The 19,607-nt window shown below is 40.5% G+C and carries 21 protein-coding genes; 20 read left to right on the top strand and 1 reads right to left on the bottom strand.

The window, feature by feature from the left end; all coding sequences use genetic code 11:
• The first annotated feature begins 102 nt into the window (after positions 1-102).
• Positions 103-987 carry a DUF6612 family protein gene (locus QR40_RS01370; protein ID WP_027293649.1) on the top strand — a complete coding sequence of 295 codons (885 nt, stop codon included), beginning with the start codon at positions 103-105 and terminating at the stop codon, positions 985-987.
• Positions 988-1,107: 120 nt separating this feature from the next.
• On the opposite strand, the gene QR40_RS01365 is transcribed toward QR40_RS01370, so the two are convergent.
• On the bottom strand, positions 1,108-1,338 hold the full coding sequence (locus QR40_RS01365) for an HPr family phosphocarrier protein (protein WP_027293650.1): 231 nt from the start codon (positions 1,336-1,338) through the stop codon (positions 1,108-1,110).
• Positions 1,339-1,669: 331 nt separating this feature from the next.
• Between QR40_RS01365 and QR40_RS01360 the strand changes: the two genes are divergently transcribed.
• The 19 genes from QR40_RS01360 (at position 1,670) to QR40_RS01270 (ending at position 19,346) form a co-directional block, all read left to right on the top strand.
• Positions 1,670-2,410, top strand: coding sequence for an ABC transporter ATP-binding protein (locus tag QR40_RS01360; RefSeq protein WP_044293021.1), 741 nt, complete (start codon positions 1,670-1,672; stop codon positions 2,408-2,410).
• On the top strand, positions 2,403-3,974 hold the full coding sequence (locus tag QR40_RS01355) for a hypothetical protein (RefSeq protein WP_044293019.1): 1,572 nt from the start codon (positions 2,403-2,405) through the stop codon (positions 3,972-3,974). Before QR40_RS01360 ends, QR40_RS01355 begins: the two co-directional genes overlap by 8 nt.
• A gap of 70 nt (positions 3,975-4,044) precedes the next feature.
• Complete coding sequence (locus QR40_RS01350; RefSeq protein WP_044293018.1) at positions 4,045-5,196, top strand: M23 family metallopeptidase; 1,152 nt, start codon at positions 4,045-4,047, stop codon at positions 5,194-5,196.
• A gap of 53 nt (positions 5,197-5,249) precedes the next feature.
• Positions 5,250-5,816: a TetR/AcrR family transcriptional regulator gene (locus QR40_RS01345; protein ID WP_044293457.1), complete on the top strand. Its 567-nt coding sequence runs from the start codon at positions 5,250-5,252 to the stop codon at positions 5,814-5,816.
• A gap of 101 nt (positions 5,817-5,917) precedes the next feature.
• Positions 5,918-6,343, top strand: a complete 426-nt coding sequence (locus QR40_RS01340; RefSeq protein ID WP_027293655.1) for a DUF2871 domain-containing protein — start codon at positions 5,918-5,920, stop codon at positions 6,341-6,343.
• Entirely contained in the window at positions 6,333-6,794 is a 462-nt protein-coding gene (locus QR40_RS01335) for a hypothetical protein (protein WP_044289303.1), read from the top strand. The genes QR40_RS01340 and QR40_RS01335 overlap by 11 nt, the downstream gene beginning before the upstream one ends.
• Before the next feature lie 302 nt (positions 6,795-7,096).
• A complete protein-coding gene (locus QR40_RS01330; protein ID WP_081998746.1) occupies positions 7,097-8,686 on the top strand; it encodes a response regulator in 1,590 nt (529 codons plus the stop codon).
• A gap of 13 nt (positions 8,687-8,699) precedes the next feature.
• Positions 8,700-9,977 carry an ABC transporter substrate-binding protein gene (locus QR40_RS01325; protein WP_044293016.1) on the top strand — a complete coding sequence of 426 codons (1,278 nt, stop codon included), beginning with the start codon at positions 8,700-8,702 and terminating at the stop codon, positions 9,975-9,977.
• A 24-nt stretch (positions 9,978-10,001) separates the two neighbouring features.
• The gene (locus QR40_RS01320) at positions 10,002-11,798 is read left to right on the top strand and encodes a sensor histidine kinase (protein ID WP_044293014.1); all 1,797 of its coding nucleotides are present in this window, start codon (positions 10,002-10,004) and stop codon (positions 11,796-11,798) included.
• Positions 11,799-12,045: 247 nt separating this feature from the next.
• The gene (locus QR40_RS01315; RefSeq protein ID WP_044293012.1) at positions 12,046-12,522 is read left to right on the top strand and encodes a metallophosphoesterase family protein; all 477 of its coding nucleotides are present in this window, start codon (positions 12,046-12,048) and stop codon (positions 12,520-12,522) included.
• A gap of 6 nt (positions 12,523-12,528) precedes the next feature.
• Positions 12,529-13,371 (top strand): hypothetical protein, encoded by an 843-nt coding sequence (locus tag QR40_RS01310; protein ID WP_044293011.1) that lies wholly within the window; start codon positions 12,529-12,531, stop codon positions 13,369-13,371.
• A gap of 24 nt (positions 13,372-13,395) precedes the next feature.
• A complete protein-coding gene (locus QR40_RS01305; RefSeq protein WP_063837563.1) occupies positions 13,396-14,025 on the top strand; it encodes a DUF2284 domain-containing protein in 630 nt (209 codons plus the stop codon).
• Between the two features lie 5 nt (positions 14,026-14,030).
• Positions 14,031-14,564: a M48 family metallopeptidase gene (locus QR40_RS01300; RefSeq protein WP_044293010.1), complete on the top strand. Its 534-nt coding sequence runs from the start codon at positions 14,031-14,033 to the stop codon at positions 14,562-14,564.
• A gap of 94 nt (positions 14,565-14,658) precedes the next feature.
• A complete protein-coding gene (locus tag QR40_RS01295; RefSeq protein WP_152614148.1) occupies positions 14,659-14,928 on the top strand; it encodes a hypothetical protein in 270 nt (89 codons plus the stop codon).
• Positions 14,918-15,802 (top strand): aminoglycoside 6-adenylyltransferase, encoded by an 885-nt coding sequence (locus QR40_RS01290; protein ID WP_044293007.1) that lies wholly within the window; start codon positions 14,918-14,920, stop codon positions 15,800-15,802. The genes QR40_RS01295 and QR40_RS01290 overlap by 11 nt, the downstream gene beginning before the upstream one ends.
• A 30-nt stretch (positions 15,803-15,832) precedes the next feature.
• Positions 15,833-16,768: a LysR family transcriptional regulator gene (locus QR40_RS01285; RefSeq protein WP_044293005.1), complete on the top strand. Its 936-nt coding sequence runs from the start codon at positions 15,833-15,835 to the stop codon at positions 16,766-16,768.
• Between the two features lie 133 nt (positions 16,769-16,901).
• Complete coding sequence (locus tag QR40_RS29370) at positions 16,902-17,585, top strand: hypothetical protein (protein WP_052430648.1); 684 nt, start codon at positions 16,902-16,904, stop codon at positions 17,583-17,585.
• Positions 17,586-17,679: 94 nt separating this feature from the next.
• Positions 17,680-18,840 (top strand): hypothetical protein, encoded by a 1,161-nt coding sequence (locus tag QR40_RS01275; RefSeq protein ID WP_152614147.1) that lies wholly within the window; start codon positions 17,680-17,682, stop codon positions 18,838-18,840.
• Between the two features lie 29 nt (positions 18,841-18,869).
• Positions 18,870-19,346: a hypothetical protein gene (locus tag QR40_RS01270; RefSeq protein ID WP_044292999.1), complete on the top strand. Its 477-nt coding sequence runs from the start codon at positions 18,870-18,872 to the stop codon at positions 19,344-19,346.
• Positions 19,347-19,607: the final 261 nt, after the last annotated feature.

The following is a 19,607-nucleotide window of genomic DNA, read 5'->3' as shown; positions in this document are numbered from 1 at the left end:
TTTCGTTATTCCATTAATATAATCTATATACGTTAAGCGTTGAAGTATGTATGGATACATGAGGGAGCAAGTCAAAATCGTTGTTGAAAAGGAGGCAAAAGTATGAAGAAGAAATTGTGGAAACGGGGATGTGTTGTACTGGGAGGAGGAATTCTGGCTTTTAGTATGGCAGGATGCGGCAAGGTAACTTCAGAGACGCTTTTAAAATCCATGTCAGAGAATATGTCTAAAGAAGAAAATTATAAGCTGGATATGATAATGGATTTGCAGGCGGGCGGCAGTGTTCAGGGAATCACCCTGGATATTAAAATGAATATGGATATGGGCATGAAAGTAAATACCAATCCCCAGGTGATTTATGGTGAAGGGGCTATAACGTTAGATATGCTGGGGATGAATCAGGAAATGAATATGCAAATGTATACTGCCAAAGATGGGGATAATACCGTTTCCTACTCGAAATTAGATGAAGGTGAATGGCAGAAAGAAATCAGTGGAGATATTGATGAAATGATCAAATCTTATGATTTCGGAGAAGTTCAGAAATTAGCGGGAGATCTGGAACTGGAAGAGAAAACACAAGACGTTGACGGAGTAGAATGTTATGCATTAAAAGGAACCTTAGACGGAGAAGCATTAGAAACGATGATTAAAGCAGCTCTTAGTATCATGGATGATTCCACGAAGTTAATGGGAGAAGCTGATTGGACGAAAATGGAACTTCCGGTTGAAATCTATATTTCCAAAAAAGAGAAAAAACCGGTTAAAATGAGTCTGGATATGAAATCCATGATGCTTGAGTCTATGAAAGGGTCGGATACCGGCGAAGTGGATGTAGAATTTAAATGTGATAAATGTACGTTTGATTTAAAGTTTGGATCTTTTGGAGAAGTTGAAAAAATAACAGTACCGGATGAAGTAATAAATTCAGCAGTTGAAAAAGAAGCGGATCCGGATACGGAAAAAGAAACGGATCTTGTTGCATAAGAGGATCAGAAAAATATAATACAACAAATAAAATGGACCAGGAGAAAAAGAATTGAAATCTTTCCCGGTCCATTTTGTTTTGCACAAAATGATTTGTGAACGGATGGATTTGTATGTAAATTATGCTGCGATATAAGGCTCCATGATCCGTTCTGCTAAAAAAGGATTGTTTGTATTAATAGCGAGCTTGAGAGACCGGTTGATATCCAGGCTGAATACCCCCAACAAAGATTTTGCATCAACCGTTGCCCGTCCGCAGATTAAGTCTGCATCACAGTCCAGTTGGTTGCATTTTTTTACAAATTCGTAGATGTCTTCAAAAGATTTCAGTTTAATGGTGTAGTTAACCATAGCGCCCTTCCTTTCTAAAATGTGAGTGTTTTTGTGTCTGTCAGCTGTGTTCTTTTCATTATCTTACTAAGATTCTGTCAACACAGCATGATACCTCCGTAAAGTATATGTAAAATATTTATGAAATATACCACTTTTAAGAAAAATTATGAAAAAAATAAAAATAAATTCATCTAGAGAAGAATTCTGGAAAATAATTGTAGAAAAAGTATCGTGTTGGTTTACTTTGCCACATAAAGTTAACGGCGCTTCGCTTGCTAATTGTTGTTGAAACATATACAATACGGATAACAAATGAAACGCTTTAAGTTAAGAAAGGTAAGGGAAAATTATGGTAAAGAAAAATCAGGCAGCAGCGGTTTTAAAAATACAGGATTTAACGAAGATGTACGGTGATACAAAGAAAGCAGTTGACCACTTGAATCTGGAAGTAGAGGCGGGGGATATTTATGGATTTATCGGCCACAATGGAGCTGGAAAAACCACTACCATCCGTTCTGTTGTGGGAGTGATGGAGTTTAACAGCGGAGAAATATGGATAGGTGGGCATTCTGTGAAAGAGGAGCCTATACGGTGTAAAGAGATGACAGCTTATATTCCTGATAATCCGGATCTGTATGAATACCTGACAGGGATACAATATCTGAATTATATCGGTGACATGTTTCAGGTGCAGGGAGGGGATCGTGAGAAGAGAATCAGAAAATATGGAGATCTGTTAGGAATTACGAAGAATCTGGGAGATTTGATTTCTTCTTATTCTCATGGTATGAAACAGAAGCTGGCAATCATATCGGCTTTTATACATCAGCCACGATTGTTGGTGCTGGATGAGCCTTTTGTGGGTCTGGATCCTGAAGCAGCTTTTAACCTGAAGAAAATGATGCATGAATTATGCGATAACGGAGGTGCGATTTTCTTTTCTACCCATGTTCTGGAGGTGGCAGAAAAACTTTGTAATAAAATTGCAATTATTAAAGCAGGTAAACTAATTGCCAGCGGTAGGACAGAAGATGTCCGGGGCAACAGCAGCTTAGAAGAAGTATTTTTGGAGGTGGCAGCACATGACTAAATTTATGGGGCTATTGAGAGTGCAGATATTAGGAACGTTTGGAGTGAATAAGCTTCTGCATGCCAGAGATAAAAAGGAAAAAAGCAGAGCTGTCAAGGTTGTGATTGTGGCAGTTATTCTGATTTTACTGATGTTTGGATACAGTACGGGGCTGGCAATCGGATACCGGGTACTGGGGCTGACTGAGATGCTGCCGGGGATGATGCTGATGGCAGGTGCAATGGTGACAATTGTGCTTACCTTTACCGGAAGTACAGGCGTATTATTTGGCATGAAGGACTATGACATGGTGATGTCACTGCCGGTAAGCAGTGCGTCTATTATATTAAGCAGGCTGCTTGGGGTATACATATTGAATCTTCTGGTAGGCTGTATTGCGCTTCTGCCTTCTATTATAGTATTTGGTGTGACAATGCACAGCAGTGTTGATGTCTGGCTAATGATGCTAATCGGTATATTTTTTGCACCGTTACTTCCAATGACACTTGCTTTGGCAGTGGGAGCACTGATTACAGCCATTGCATCCCGGTTCAAATACAAGAATATGGTAGTGATTATCCTGAGTATAGCTGCTACGATAGCTGTTATTGCCGGTTCATTCAGCCTGCAGGGAGGAACCGTCCAGTTGGTGGAGATCGGGACAATGTTATCCGATGCGATAAACCGTTTTTATCCGCCAGCCCGCATGTTTTCTAACGCACTGGTTCAGGGAAGCTGGATGGATTTTGTTCTGTTTTTAGCGCTATCGGTAATTCCGGCTGCTTTATTTGTAGCGCTGCTTGCTAAGTTTTATAAGAAAATAAATACAGCCATATTAAATCATCATACAAAAAGTAATTATAAAATAGGTGCTCTGAGTGTGCGTTCTCCATTTATGGCAGCATATAAAAGAGAACTTACAAAGTATACATCATGCAGTATTTATATCATGAATACGTCTATTACAGCAATACTGATGGTTGTAATGGGAATCACCCTGTTATTTATCAAACCGGATCAGATAGATAAAATGATGGAAATGCCGGGGTTATTTTCAAACTTACAAAAGTATGCACCTTTTGTTATGATATTAATTTCCTCACTGTGCTGTACCACATCTTCAACCATATCGCTGGAAGGAAAAAGCAGGTGGATCAACTGTACAATGCCGGTTAAAAACAGTTTGATTTACAATAGTAAAATTGCGTTAAACCTTACAGTGCTGCTACCGGCAATCATTGTAACGGGAATTTTATTTACCATAGCCTTTAAACCGGGGTTACTGAATGGGATCCTGATTTTCACAGTTCCTGCAGTGTATGCTTTTTACATTTCAGTATTAGGGCTTGCTATTAATTTAAAATATCCAAAATACGATTGGAATAATGAAGTTGAAGTTGTAAAACAGTCTATGTCAATGGGAATTACCATGGGTGTGGGAGCGTTGTCAGCATTTGTGCCCATCATAGCAGCAGTAATTTTTAACCAATATATAGAAATTGTTTTAATTGCCGCAACGATTATAACAGGAATCCTTACAATCGCACTTTATCGTAAAACGGTAAATACCGGGCTTTATGATTAACAGAGAATTTATCTGCATATTATCGGATCTTCGGAATAAAATGAAAGTGACTTAATATCCGGAGTCTGCCATGGACAAGAAACGTGAAAAACGTATTATACAAATAGAACTTATTATATTGATACTGCTAACAATTTTTGCCGTTTACAGAGGGGTACATAGTTCATTGTCGAACCACGCTGCAGCGGAAAATTTAAAGAGTACTGAAGATACGGGCGAGCAGGAAACAGGGCAAACGACCCGGGTTAGTGAGAAAGAGGAATCTTCCACAGCAGAAACGGAAACAGAAAAGAAGTTCATAAAATGGGTTGATTTTCATGTGACAAATGAGGCTATGCGGGCAGCTTACCAGCTTGATACAGAGAGTTACGGACAGGAGATACATCTGGACTGGGTAGACCTGCTGGCTTATCTGGGAACAAGATATGGTGGTGATTTCACACGATATAAAGAGAAAGATCTGCAGGAGTTAAAAGAAAAGCTGACCACTCAGGGACAGACTATGGAGGATTTGACAAAAGATCTAAAATATTATCCTTATTACCGGGAAGCATATGGAGCTGTTCTGGATGGCTGGGTTGGAGAATATGAGATTCAGGTAGAAAAAGACAATGCAGTGGTATGGGAAAAGAAATACGGATTGAAAGCATACCTGCCTATAGCGAAAGGGTATGAATATTCCGATTATGATGATTTTGGAACTTCGAGATCCTATGGATACAGCCGTCCTCATCTGGGGCATGACATGATGGGGCAGGTGGGTACACCGATTATTGCGGTAGAGTCGGGCTGCGTAGAAGCAATCGGGTGGAACCAGTATGGCGGATGGCGTCTGGGAATCCGAAGTTTTGATAAAAAGAGATATTACTATTATGCACATCTGAGAAAGAATTTCCCTTATAACAAGCAGTTGGAGGTGGGAAGTGTAGTGCAGGCAGGAGATGTAATCGGTTATCTTGGACGTACCGGGTACAGTGCTAATGAAAATGTGAATAATATTGATACCTCCCATCTTCACTGGGGACTGCAGCTGATATTTGATGAATCCCAAAAAGAAGGAAACGGAGAAATATGGGTTGACTGTTATCAGCTGACAAGGTTTCTCTATCAGAACAGGAGTCTTACGGAAAAGAATCTGGAGACAAAGGAATATCACAGAATCTATGATTTCAGGGATCCTGCAGTAGAGCAGTATCAAGAAACTTTGAAAAAAGGAGATTGACATAAGTCTGGAATACTGATATAATGAACGTTGTTCAAGATGGAGGTGAGCGTGTGAACCGTGTTGTAACTTCGAGAGAAGAGCTGATAAAAGCTGCGAAGGCAATTGTTTTTGAAGAAGGTGCCGATAAATTAAATATAAGGTATCTGGCTAAAAAATGCGGCATAGCCACGGGTTCCGTTTATAATTATTTTCCATCTAAGTCAGAACTGATATTTGCAGTGGTGGAAGAATTCTGGAAAACGGTATTTCATCAGGATGTATGTAAAATGCAGGGTGATATTTCGTTTGTAGAATTTTTTGAAACTGTTTATCTCAGGCTTTGTGCCAATCTCCAAGATTTCCGTTCGATTTTCATGAGCCAGTTTGAAGCAATGAAGAGTTCGGAAAAAGAAAAAGGCAGGATGGTGGAACAGAAGTATCTGGAACATGTACAGGACGGGTTTTTGATTGCTCTTGGGCAGGATAAAAAAATATCGGATGCTGTATGGACAGATACATTTACAAAAGAGAAATTCGTAGCATTTCTTTTTACCAATATGTTCTCTATGCTTACGGATGAAGAAAGAGACTGCAGTTATTTTAAAGAAGTCTTAAACAGGATTTTATATATTATCTGATCCACTTTTTGACACTTGAAAGAGTGGATTTTCTTAAAAGAAAAATGAACATCGTTCAGTAAAGACGTGTTCAAAATTTTTACACGAGAGGAGAAATGTACATGAAGAAAATGATAAATATTGCCTTTGGTTATGCGATTGCAGCTATGGCAGGAGGCGTCTTCTATCGGGAATTTACGAAGTTTAACGGTTTTGAGGGTCGCACATCCCTGGCATTCGTACATACCCATTTATTTTTACTTGGAATGGTAATGTTCCTGGTGACCGCTTTGTTTGTGGGAAAATTAGAGGATTTATGCAGGTCCAGAAAATGGAAAGCATTTATGGTGATTTATAATATCGGCGTACCTTTAACAGCATTGATGCTTCTGATAAGAGGTGTGATACAGGTGCTTGGGATCAAAGGGTCAGCAGCACTGGATGCATCGATTTCGGGTATTGCCGGAATTGGACATATCCTGACAGGCGTGGGTATCGTTTTACTATTTTTATGTTTAAAGGAGTGTGCGGCTAAAAATGAAAAATAAATTTTTTCATATACCGAAGAAGTATCTGCTGCTGGCAGCTGGAATTGTCTGGTTTGCAGCAGGATTCAATATTATAAGAATTGGAATACTGGCTTCCGGCAGGCCCTGGAGCATTTGGGCGGTATTTTCTGCTTTACTGGTATTTGGCGTGTTTTATGGTTTTATTTTTCGACGGTTAATTGGAAAGCATACGGCGCGCATCCTTCGTTACGAAGGGGAACGGATGCATATCCTTCGATTTTTTGATTTAAAATCTTATTGTATTATGGCATTTATGATGACGTTTGGCATTCTGCTGCGGCGTGCAGATGTTTGGCCGGGACATTGTATACGGATGTTTTATACCGGCTTAGGTGCTTCTCTTGTTGCAGCGGGGATAGGGTTTTGTATTAAGTTTGGTACGGTGGAGAAATTAATGGAAGATAAATGTGAGAAAAGTCACGTATTCTAAAGTTTTATAGAGTTTGATATGAGGAATTATTCAGCTTCAGGACAGCAGTATATAAAAATACGTTTTTTTAACTGGATTCGGCGTAAACAGCGGATGACAGTCAAAAAAACGTATTTTTTATTTTAGAGTCAAAACCCAGGTCAAAAAAACGATTCTTTATGAAGATTCTGTTTATTCAAAATCCACTTTCAGAATGGTAAATTATAATTAACATGAAAGGACTGCGTATAACGGGCGGAAAAAGAGATTTCTTTTAGAAAATGATTATGATATGATGTTAATCGTGAAGGAAAGTATTGGGTATGCAGATTAGGGAACTGTCTGCGGGACGGGAGGAAGAAGACGAAATGTATCGTGTAATGGTAGCTGATGATGAACCTTTAATGAGAAAGGCCATGGTTTCTTTGACAAATTGGCATGAGTTAGGATGCGAGGTAGTATATACTGCTGAAAATGGACAACAGGTAATGGAAAATCTTAAGGAGATCAAGCCAGATATTTTAATTACAGATATTAAAATGCCTGGAAAAGACGGGATTGAAATCGCCAAATATATCTGGGAAGAAAAATTGCCTATAAAAATTATTTTACTGACCGCGTATGCTGATTTTTCCTATGCCCAGTCGGCAGTTAAATATAATGTAGTGGACTATGTGACGAAAACAGGTGCTTTTGATGGCCTGATCATGGCGATCAATAAGGCAAAAGATCTGATAAAAAAAGAGCAGACCAGCATATCCAGGGAAGATAAAGAAACGGTGTTGGAATATTTCCTGAAATCGGTATTTGACGGGTCAATTTATGATGAAGAAGAGATACGATCAAAGATGTCAGAACTAGGCATGAAACCGGAAAATTATCTGGTACTGCTCCTGCATTTCCGCCTCAATGAAGACATGACTACGGAGAAGAAAAGCAGGACGTATAAGAGCCTTTTAAACTTCTTTTCCATGGTGTTTGGGGAACAGATGTTAAGAGGGATTCCGGTTCAGCGGGATATGTATGCCATCGTAGTACAAAATGTGCCGGAAAATTATATGGATACCATATTAATGAAGGGACAGCAGATTACAGATATGATGGATAACTTTATGGGGCTGTATGTCAATATCGGAGTCAGTTCCAGGCAGCAGGAAGTTATTTATATGAAAAAAGCCTATGATCAGGCGGAGAGCGTTCTTGGAAACAGCTTTATCAGCGGAGACAGTAAGATTAGCTTTTATGAAAGGGACGGAGTGAATCCGGAAAAATATAGTGCAAAGGTGGATGAATTGATTGAACAGCTCTGCTTTCAGGTAAGCCAGGGCAATACGGAAGAGGTTCAGCTAAAATTCAAAGAAATCTTAAAAACGCAGAAATTGGAGTTGTGCGCAGCAAATACAATTAAAAATTCCGGAATTATTATACAGCAGAGATGCAGAAAAATCTTAGATTCCTTTGGTACAGATATTTATCAGATTACCGGCTATAGGGGAAGCATTACGGAGAAGATTCACCGGTGTTTTTATGCAGATGAGTATGAAAAAGTCATGCTGGAAATTCTGCAGGGTACCTCCTCTTATGTCTCAAACGCATCCAGTCATAAGAATACTATTGTTAATGAATGCGAGCGTTACATAGAAGAAAATTTCCATAAAGGAATAACGGTAACGGATATTGCCGAACACGTTGGTACCAGTATCAGTTACCTGAGCAGGATTTATAAAGAAGCAACAGGGGAAAAAATTCTGAACCGGTTAAATCAGATGCGGATAGAGAAAGCCAAGGATTATCTGAAAAATACAGACATGAAAATATATGAGATTGCAGATGCACTGGGCTTTGAAAATACCACTTATTTTTCATATTTCTTTAAAAAATATACTGGGGTTTCACCAAAAGACTTTAAATAGCGGGGAGGATCGGATGTTGAAGAAAAAAACAATGCTTTTGTTGTTTGTAGCGGCAGCATGCCTCCTGGGCGGGTGTTCAGAAAAAGAGGATGTTCAGGTTACGGATATCATTCTTATGCACGGATGGGGCGGAACACTTCCCACCCATGCCACAATGCAGGAAATCTATCAGGAATTCTCCGAACTAAATCCGGATATTAACCTGATCACCTACCCATCATCAGACAGCAGTATTGCGGTGGAAAAAGCAAATGATATGCTGGCTGTCGGAAAGATGCCGGATATTGTCAGTACGAATGGTTTATCATATTATGTTTTTAATGCGGTAAAAAGGGGGATGGCGCTTGATTTAATGCCATTTATAGAAGAAGACCCGGAGCTGAAAGAGAGTATTCATCCCGCAGTTCTGGCTGGCTGGACCACGGAAGACGGGGCGCTGTATTCTATTCCGGATGCGCTGGAAATAGCAGGGTACTGGTATAATAAGAAATTTTTTGTGGAAGCGGGAATTGTGGATGAGTATGGAGCAGCGAAAACGCCGGACACCTGGGAGGAATTCCTGGCTGACTGTAAAATTTTAAATGCGTGGGGAAAACAGCAGAATCCTGATTTTGCCGCGGCAGCACTAGACAGTGTACAGCTTTCGGAAGATATTTTTCTGGCAAGAGTTGCGGGTGAAGGAGAAGAGGGCGTAGAGCTGGCGTCTAAACTGCCGGAGAATTTCAGCAGTAAGATAATTTTTCAATCGCTAAAGGATATCCGTAAGCTGGGTAAGGAGTCTAACTTTGTGTCCAGCATTGACAATGCAAGGCAGTATTTTCTGGATGGAAAGAGTGCTGTATACTTTAACGGAGTTTGGGATAGTGAGCTGCTTGGAAGCAGTTCCATAAAGGAAGATGTGGCATATGCCAATTACCCTACGAAAGATGGCAGAAGTGTTGCTTATATCTCACCTTCTTCCGGTTACGTGATTTATAAAAATGAGGATCCGAAAAAGCAGGAGGCCTGTATCCGATTCCTTAAATATATGCTGAGTGAAGAAGTTCAGAAAAAAATGGCAATGGAAACCGGACAGGCACCGTCTAATCCTAATGTAAGCGGAAATGAAATCAAAGAAGGCTATCCACTTTTGGGAGAAGCGTTGGAACTTGCTAATGATGCAGACATACACATTAAGGCAATCAGCCTGTCCTGGGGAAATGATGCGGTAGATGATCTGTCCCAGCGTTTATTTGAGGAAGCACAAGGCAAAATAGGACCGGAGACAGTGGTCAATTATCTAAATCAATAACAGAGAATATAGGCGGAGGAAACGATGAAGGATAGAAAAACGAAACGTCATTCCCTAAGAGAGAAAATGATGGCATTAAATCTCAGCGTTACACTGCTGTCCCTTATTTTCTGCGGGGTGGTATTCATCTGTTCGGTTTGGCTGATCGTGGGAAAGTATATAGAACATGATCTGGATTTTTTCCTGACCGAAACAAATAATAATCTCAATACGAAAACAGAATATCTGGAAAATATTATTTATGAAATCCGGGGTTCCGAAGAACTTATGGCATATCTGGATAAAGCAGGCAGGGCGGATCTGGACGATAAGGAACAGGAGAGGCTGCAAAATATTTATACCCGTACGGTAAATATCAGCAGTCAGAAAAACCTGGGCAATGGTAATGAACCGATTGTGGAAAAAGTGTATTTATTTGACAGTCAGGATGACTTTTTATTTACCGGTTACTATGCGATGGTGGAGTCAGAAGTACAAAAAAGCAGGGAAGAAGCAATCGGGGTATATAATAATTTCAGGAAACAACAGGAAAAACCGGGAGGCAGCGCAGATTACTGTTATTATCCGGGTCAGCAAGGTAGGGAGTACCTTGCATTTACCCTGTATGACCGGAATATGAAGGATCAGGGCAGTGTTATCTTTGAGATCCGCCTGGATGTTTTGGAAGGTATTATGAACCAGGTGGAGAATTATAAGGGAGCTTTCTGGATGTTATATGACCGGAGGGGCAATATAATCAGTGGTGAGAATTATAATATGGCTGGTGAGAAGTTAGGTGAGATCAATCAGTCATTTCAGACGGTACCATATGAGGACGTAATTGATAACACGGGGTTTCGCCTGTATACAGAAGATATGAGCATGTATCTGAGGGCTACCATAGGAATTCCGGAGGGACAAACTACCTACTTACTTTATGATTCCGTTAAAATTTATATTTTTATACTGGCTGTAATCTGTGTTGGAGTATTTGCCGCATTTGTAACGATTGTCTATCATCTGACAAAACCACTGAAAGAATTTACAGAAAAACTGCAGTCTGTAAAAGAAGGGGATTTTGAAACAAAACTTCCGGATTACAGTACAGAAGAATTCCATGAGATCAGCCTGGTATTCAATGAAATGACCGAATATGTAAATTATCTGATTAAACAGGTTTATGAGAAACAGCTATCGATTAAAGAAATGGAATTGAAATTTTTACAAACCCAGGTTAATCCCCATTTTATGTTTAACGTATTAAATACGATTGCACTGCAGGCAAGGATGGATCATAACGATGAGACCTATAAGATGATAACCTCATTTTCCCAGCTGATACAGGCGAAAATATATCGAAAAGATACGGAGAAGGTACAGATACGGCAGGAACTGGAGTATGTGGAATATTACCTGTATCTGCAGAGCTACCGTTATGGAGACAGACTTAATTATAATATTATTGTGGAAGATGAAGAAGTATTGGATATGTTTATTCCTAAGCTGTGTCTTCAGCTGATTGTAGAAAATGCGGTAGTACATGGGATTGAGCCTAAACTGGAACCGGGTTTTGTAGAAATCGTCATGTTTGAAAAGGACCGCAGTATCTATATTGAAATAAGTGATGACGGTGTGGGATTTGATCAGGAAGGGCAGGTAAGCCTTCCAATTAACAAAGAAGTGAAAGAAAAAGGACACAATCATGTGGGACTAAATAATGCCCATCATATCATACAGCTCACTTATGGTGAGAAATACGGAATCCATATTTTTTCTAAAAAAGGAGATGGGTCAAAGGTTACCGTACATATACCGTTTGATGAAGGAAACTGCACAGAATAATGTGCAGTTTTTTATGTGGAAAAGAACACCATTTATACATGGGAATGACGAAAAGGAATTAACTGGAATAATTCTAAAATTGTTATAAAAAAACAGACATTCTGTGTCGTAAACCGCGAAGTGTGTTATAATGACCTTACACTTCAGATGGCAGGATTATCCCACATTGAAAAGTGCGGGATGAAAGGATCTGAATTGGAAATATGGCGCAGTGTAGGTGTTTTGGATTCACAGAGGAGGAATGATTATGAAGAAATGCAGAATTGGAATTATTGCAGATACCCATGGATTATTGAGACCGGAAGTTTTAGAAGTTCTGGAAATGTGTGATTATATCATACATGCAGGCGATATTAATAAGGCTGAAGTATTAGAGGAGTTAAAACGGATTGCTCCGGTATACGCAGTCCGCGGAAATAATGACAAAGCGCAGTGGGCGGAAGAATTGCCGGAGGAACTATATTTTGAAATCTCAGATATGAAATTCTATATGGTTCATAATAAAAAATCCATTCCGGAAAATCTTACGCATGTGGGCGCTGTAATATTTGGACATTCCCATAAGTATTTTTGTGAAGAAAAAGATGGAGTCCTGTGGCTCAATCCCGGCAGCTGTGGCAAACGCCGGTTTGATCAGCAGATTACCATGGCGGTTATGGAAATCCATGACGGCAGATATATGGTTGAAAAAATAGAGCTAAACCAGGAATTGCAGGAGGGGTAGGAATTTTTGACAAGTGAAATTCGAAATCCCTATCTGCGGCAAAGCCTGTATGAGACTGCCTTAAAAATAGGAAGCGGAGAACTTAGTCCGGATGAAGAAACACTGTTTCAATGGATCCGGTTCTGCACGGCTAAAAAATACCATTATTTGTATGAATACCGTGAAATTACAAATCCATTATTGGAAAGAAAAGATGATGAAGATATCTGTTCCGGTGAAGAGCCACATGCAGTCTGCAGGATACTGGGGATTCAGACGGATCGATACCTAACCTGGGAGCGGGTAAATTTCAGGGAACAGAATTCTCAGCTGCTGCATGGGAACGTGCAGGACAAGGGTAAAGAGCAGACAGCAGAAAAACGAAAAGGCAATGGGGGTATTTATGAAAATCTCATACACAGAGACTTCCGCCCCTTGACCCGGGGCGAAAAGTATAGTATCGGCATTGGCGTATACACTACGAAAATGGATGGGCCCATATACCTTGCAGGCATTATAGATATGTATGATAAAAGTGCCGCCGGTGTCGTGCTGGGCGGCTATCGTTCTGCAGAGCTTGCCGGAGCGGCAATGGATATGATTCTGGAATCGAAAAAAGCAAATGCACCTATTCTTCATAGCAGTCAAAACCCCATTTATCGAACAAAAGATTATCATCAGGAGATAGAAGCCCGGGCGCTTACACCGTCCATGACATCTCCCGGAGAACGGGGCGGAAACGCTGTGATCAGCACTTTCTTCTCCCAGATAAAACGCAGAATGAAGGGATATCAGTTTGAGGATTGGCAGGATGCAGTGAACTGGATGGAAAATGACCTGTTATTACATAGAAAAGTTTGGATCAGGTAATATCTGTGAAAAGGAGACGATGATATGGCAGAAGACATCGATAGAAACCAAGAAGAAGAAATGGAACAAGCAGTTAAGATAGCGGTAAACAGCGGTTTTCACCACGCGGTATGGATAGACAGCAAAGAATTGATTTTCGATGCTGCCCTTCGTAAATACTGTGAAGAGAATCTCTGTGGAAATTATGGAAAGAACTATGCCTGTCCACCAGATTGCGGGACTGCGGTTGACATGGAAGAAAGAGTAAGAAAATATAAAAAGGCACTGGTTTTGCAGACGATAACCCAGGTTGAGGATATTATGGACAGCCAGGAGACAAAAGCTGTTAAAAAGCGCCACAACCAGAAGACACGGGAATTTGTTGCCAGAATGGAAGAGAACGGAAAGCAGGGACTTATTATTATGGCGGGACCCTGTTCTCTTTGCGCAAATTGCGGGATTCAGGAAGGTATGCCCTGCAGGTTCCCCAAGAAGATTGCATCCTGTTTGTCGGCTTACTGTATCAATGCACAGAAAATGGCAGAGAACTGCGGTTTGGAATACTGGTGCAAGGATAACCGGGTAGCATTTTTCAGCGTCTATCTGACGGAAGAAGCAGAAGAAATCAACGAAGGAAGTGAACTGCTATCTTTCTCAGATAAAATGCGGTGGTGAACAGGATGGAATATGAACTGATTTACAGTACCAGAAAAACCATTGCCATTCAGCTCATGGAGGATGGCAATGTAGTGGTGCGGGCACCTAAAAGAGCCGGAAAGCATGCAATAGAGAAGTTTCTGAAAGAAAAAGAAGACTGGATACTGACAAAACAGCAGGAAATCCGGGAAGCTTCTGAAAATAGGAAAAGCAGACAGTTAACGGATGCCCAGAGGCTTAAGATGATCAATCTGGCAAAAGAAGTGTTTGCTGCAAAGACTGCGTACTTTGCCAGAATAATGGGTGTTTCATATGGAAGAATTACTATTCGGGAACAGAAGACCAGATGGGGAAGCTGCAGCTCAGCAGGGAATTTGAATTTTAACTGGAAACTTTTGCTGGCGCCGGAAGAAGTAGTGGATTATGTGGTGATACACGAACTTGCCCACCGGAGAGAGATGAATCATTCAGCACGGTTTTATGCGGTGGTAGCAGAGATCATGCCGGATTATAAAGTGTGGCAGCGGTGGTTGAAAGTGAATGGAAAGCGGTTATAGAATTACATGAAGTTATCCGTTAAGAGCAGGTTTAGTCTATATATATGACGTGGCGGTAATCGAAGTGGCGGTGACCGAAGCGACGGCAATTAGAGTGACGGCGATCGAAGTAACTGCGATCGAAATGGCGGCAATCGAAGTAACGGAGACCGAAGTAACGGTGACTGAAGTAACGGCGATCGAAGTAACGGCGATCGAAGTAACGGCAATCGAAGTAACGGCGATCGAAATGGCGGCAACCAAAGTAACGGTGATCGAAATGGCAGCAACCAAAGTAACGGCGACAGAAGTAACAGCAATCGAAGTGACTGCGATCAAGATAAGGGTTAATGAGATTAGAAAGGGAGTTTTATATGAGAAGTGAGCAGGAGATGTACGAACTGATAGTAGGAGTTGCGAAAAATGATGACAGAATTCTGGGGGTTTATTTAAATGGGTCCAGAGCGAAATCTGATGCGCCAAGGGACTTGTTTCAGGATTATGACATTGTGTATGTGGTAACAGAAACCGCATCTTTTTTAGAAGACAGGGACTGGATTAAGGTATTTGGAGAACTTCGTATGGTACAGGAACCGGATAAGCTGGATAAAATGCTGGGGAGGCAGGTGGATTTTACCAGCTCATATGGATATCTTATGCTGTTTCAGGATGGAAACCGCATCGATTTGCATATACAGATTCTGGAAGCCGTTGAAACGGAAGAGTATTTTAAGGATTCTACAGTGATTCTCTGGGAGAAGGATGGCTGTTTAAGTAAAATCAATGATATCAAAAGGTACAGCTATCTGGTAAAATGCCCCCAGGAAGGGGATTTTACTGCATGCTGCAACGATTTCTGGTGGTGTATGGCAAATGCTGCAAAGGGAATCTGGAGAGATGAATTACCCTATGCAAAAAACATGCTGGAGACAGTAATCCGGCCGAAGTTGGATCTCATGGTCGGCTGGTGGATCGGATGTCAAAATAATTTCGAGGTATCACCCGGGAAGATGGGGAAATATTTTAAACGCTATCTTACCGAAGAATACTGGAGACTCTACAGGCAGACCTATACGGATGCAGTTTATGAAAATATGTGGCTGGGAATATGGGCAGCCTGCAGCCTTTTTCGGGAACTGGCAAAAAGTGTTGGAGCACAATTGGGCTTTTTGTATCCAATGCAGGATGATGAAAATATGACGGAATATCTGGAAGCCGTAGAATCGCTTCCAGCGGATGCTGTGGATCTTCCGTTATAAAAATGAAACTACGAAGCAAAGGAATAGAGAATGAAACTAAAATATCTGGAATATTTTATCGTTATTGCAGAACAGAAGAGTTTGCATAAAGCGGCTGAGGTCTTGTTTAACTCTCAGCCTAATCTGACCAGGGCAATGCACAGCCTGGAAGAAGAAGTAGGGGCGGAATTGCTGATAAGATCTAATCAGGGGGTAGAATTGACACCTATAGGTGAGAGTTTATATTATTATGCCAAGTCTATCCTAACCCAGTTAGATGCTGTATCAGGTTTAAAGATGCTGAGTCAGGAAACGGTGCAGAGTAAATTAAATGTTGCCGTTGCCAGGATTATTTTTGCGGATGATTTAATGCTGCGCTTCTACGAGACGGTAAAGTCAAACCATACAACGATTAATTTATTTGAAACCACAGTAGAAGAGGTGATTAACAGTGTGGCTACAATACAGTCAGAAATAGGCATTGTTGCAATCAATACCTTCCAGTTTCCTATCTTTCGCAGATCGCTGGAATTAAAAGAAATGGAATACGAAGTTCTGGACAGGGGTCCAATCTATATACAGGTGAGCGAAGAAAGTCCACTGTTAAAACAGGAAAAAATATATGCAAGGGATTTGCTGGATTATAGTTACATTCACCTTCCATATGATTATTATGCTAATATAAATTTTGGATTAGATATGGGAGGTGTCCGTTTTTCAGATTTTAGGAAAACGATAACCATGAATAATTATCATGCGATCATACGAATGTTAAAGCACGCAGACGCCTTTATTTTCGGGAACAAATGGCAGATGGAAGAACTTGCAAAAGGCAGAATTGTCAGCAGGGAAATAGAAGATGTTACCGGTGAGATGCTGCTTATTTGGATAAAACGAAAAAAAGAAGTGATCTCAGGGAATGGTCGAAAATTCCTGCAACTATTCCGGGAATACTATGGGGATAAATCAGATACCCGCGATACCTAAAAAGCATCACAAGGTTATCCGGATTAAGTATTGGCATGATTTTGGATATGGCGGTATAATCTAGGCAGATAGTAAGAAATATCCAAGTCAGAGAGCCATAGCAGCATTAAATAAAGACATAGGAGTGGCAAATATGGCGGAAGAGAAGAAATTACCTAACGAAGAGGAACAATTATCAACCGAAGCGGCCAAGAGAGCGGCGGGCGAGACAGCTGCAAAGTCGGCGGGAAAAGCAGCCGGAAAGACAGCAGAAGAACTGGCGAAAGCACTTATCAGGCAAAAGATTATTATCGGAAGCCTGGCAGGCGTAATTGCTCTGGGCGGTGCAGGAGCAGCAATTGGTTATAATATGGGATGTTTTGGCAACAAACCGGCTTCCTCTCAGATGACAGAGTCGATAGCAGATGTATCCACAGAAAAGCAGCAGCCGGCATCCGCAGATGTTGATCCAAATGCAGGAGAGTGGGACGGGACAGTACCCCAGGCACCTAAAGGTGATCCAAATGCAGATTCCATAGCGATCCCGGGATATCCTCAGATCTATTTACCGGCTGGTAAGACTGAAGTAGATGTGGCATTTTCAAATCCGGAAGGAAACCCCTGTTATTTTACCTTTGAACTTGTATTAAAAGATACGGATGAAGTACTGTATACTTCAAAACAGGTTCCGCCGGGTGAGGCAATTACTCATATTACTTTAAACCGTGCGCTGGATGCGGGAGAATATCCGGCAGTATTAAAAATATCCACATTCCATATCGTAACCCAGTCCGGTATGAATGGTGCAAATGTGGAGACAACGCTGGAAGTGAAGTAAGGAGGCGTATAGGAGGGTGGTATTTAGACACAGATCCTGGAAGAAAGGTTTTCCTCTAATTCTGATCGCAGCCCTGATAACACAAACGTTTCCCATGAAAGTGGTTAGAGCCGAAGAGGCAGGCAGTTGTATCTGTTCCTGTGAACAGTGCAGCTGCGATAATGAGGAAAAAGAAGAAATAATAAGTGACGATCTTACAGAGGGTAATGAAATATGTGCTTGTAATGAAGCGGAATTAAATCAAGGTTGTGTCCGGTGTGGAGAAGGATGCACCTGCTGTCTTATGAATGCCGGGACAGAAAATTCGGTATGCAGCCATCAACACGATGGAACTTGCGGGTATGCAGAAGCGTTACCTGAGGTTTCCTGTGATATGGATTGCAAAGATACAGATGGTGATGGCATGATTGAACATTGCCAGGGATGCTCTTATATGCCTGCAGTTGAAGGAAAACCATGTATGCATGTACATGATGAATATTGTGGACTTTATATGGAAGAAACAGTAATCCAGCCGGAAGAAATGACAGAAGAAGATACAGAAAATATGTCGGAACTTTCGACAGAGCAGGTTCTTAATGATGTGGAAGAGGTGACTGAGGATGAGAGGAAAACCATAGAGGAGACCAACGGGAATTCCAATACGGATTCAGAAGAGGAAACAGAAGCTGAAAAGTGTTTAGAGACCGAAAAATGTACGGAAACGGAAAGTGACGTGCAGGAAGCTGGTAGTACAAAAGAAAAAAGTAAAGTGCCTGAAAAAGACAGCACCCAACAGGAGACAGAAGTACTGAATGAAAGAAAAACGGCAATGACCGAAAGAGAGAAAGTCATAACCCAGGAATCAGATAGCGAAACAGAAAAGGAAAAGGGCGATGGCTCGTATGATATTCAATCGCCATACTATGCTATTAAGATTCCTTCGGAAGTGATGATCAATGAAAGTACGGACTTTGAGATTGGGACTTCTTTTATAAAAGATGTGGGAGATAAAAAATCATATCTTGAGATAGATGGGGACTGGGCAGATGATGGAACAGATTGTTTTGTTCTGATGCGGGACGGCGATGAAGATACAACCTGGAAATATCAATTATATATAGAAGGAAAGTTGATACGTAAGGGAGATAATCGCATAGAATTGGATCAGACAAAGGATAGCCAGAAGGCAAGGATTGTATCAATGGCTGATAAAGAGATCGTGCCGGCTGGGAAGTATAGTGGTGGTTTGAGATTTAATGTAGTCTATGAATAAATAATTGTAAAATATAGGAGGAATTTATCATGATGAAAAAAAGATTAGTGGCGTTTGGGTTAGCTGGGGTTATGTTGATGGGGATGAGTATGAATGTGTTTGCGGCGGATTTGGATAAGAATACAAATTCTGGTAGCACAACTCTTACTTATTCTGTACCTGAAGAATATATTGTACAAATACCAGCATCGATAACTTTTACTGCTGCTGGAGATAATTTATTTGATATAACATCAACAAAAATGTTATTGGCTTTACCAGGTACCTTAACTGTTAATGCGGGTTCAGCAGATGTTAATTTGGCGACTAGCGATGGTTCAACTTATAAGGTAAGTATTAAAAATAATGATGGTACTGCTATAGCAGATGCAACTAAGTTAAAAGTATTTACAAATGGTGATACAACTACAACTAAATTTAAATTAGTAGGCGATGGAAATCCGTCAGCTGCAGGTGAATATACGAGTACAATTAATTTTAATTTGGTATATAGTGCTACAAAATAGTTAAACTGTGTTTAAAATAATCTTGATGAGCAAAGCATTCTTATTACTTTTTAAAGAGAATGCTTTGTTTATTTTTTTAGCTTTTTTAGTGAATTGGATATTATTAATAAGTTATATAAAATATCTATTTTTTATGAAAATCATCATGATGATATATAGATGATATGGAAAGGTGAATTTTTCATAAAAATGCGTTACATATCCCCCAAAGTATGCTATACTATCATCGAAGATTCTACTCGGGTCAATGACCTGCTGGAA

Source organism: Robinsoniella peoriensis (assembly GCF_000797495.1).
In the GTDB taxonomy this organism is placed as follows: Bacteria; Bacillota; Clostridia; order Lachnospirales; family Lachnospiraceae; genus Robinsoniella; species Robinsoniella peoriensis.
This window is presented reverse-complemented; position numbering and strand designations above follow the sequence as displayed.